This window comes from Roseomonas rosulenta, from assembly GCF_016106005.1.
GTDB lineage: Bacteria > Pseudomonadota > Alphaproteobacteria > Acetobacterales > Acetobacteraceae > Neoroseomonas > Neoroseomonas rosulenta.
Genome location: NZ_JACADR010000642.1, coordinates 1 through 622 on the forward strand (window position 1 = coordinate 1; position 622 = coordinate 622).

Annotated in this window: 1 protein-coding gene; it reads right to left on the reverse strand. The window is 57.6% G+C overall.

The window, feature by feature from the left end; translation table 11 throughout:
• Positions 1-364: 364 nt before the first annotated feature.
• Positions 365-622, reverse strand: a 258-nt coding sequence (locus HW578_RS27425) for a hypothetical protein (protein WP_198373837.1), incomplete at its 5' end; no start/stop codon positions are given.

Sequence of the window (622 nt, forward strand, 5' to 3'; positions counted from 1 at the left end):
CTACTCGCCTGACGGGAGAGGTGCGCCCACCGCACGACCGGCGGGCTCGAAAACGACCCCCAAGGCCGCTTCCAGGACACCGCCACATCTTCATCAGCCGATCACGCAGGTTTCGCAGAGCTCTCCACTGGGTGCTCGAGGAATTTCTGCGGGACCCCGGGCGTTACGTCCGCGGACTTGGGGAAAAGATGGGGGCCTACACTGCCGACATGCAGATCAGGACCGACATCAGGAAACAATCGAACGCACAATCGGATCTCTTCAAGGCGCAATTCATCGCGCGGACGAAGGAAGAGAGATACAGTGCAGACACACGCATATATTACGAGAACATAACGTTTCGTGCATGAATAAAAGCGCCAAGTCAGCCAAGATCAAGTCGGTCGAGCGCGTCAATCAGCCAAACAAGATCGACTTCCCAATCATCGGAATTCGCGGCATTTTCGAAAACGAAGGCGCCATAAGGCTGATCAAGTAAAGTGGCGAGAATCCAGTAGCTGGACGCCTCCAGAAACCCCTCGCCCTGAAGCCGTTCGGCTGATTCACTGACGCGGATTGGCGCGGGGGATGGCGATGGTTCGGCAGCCGGGGTTCTTCGACGTGGAGGAACGGCTGCGGGAGT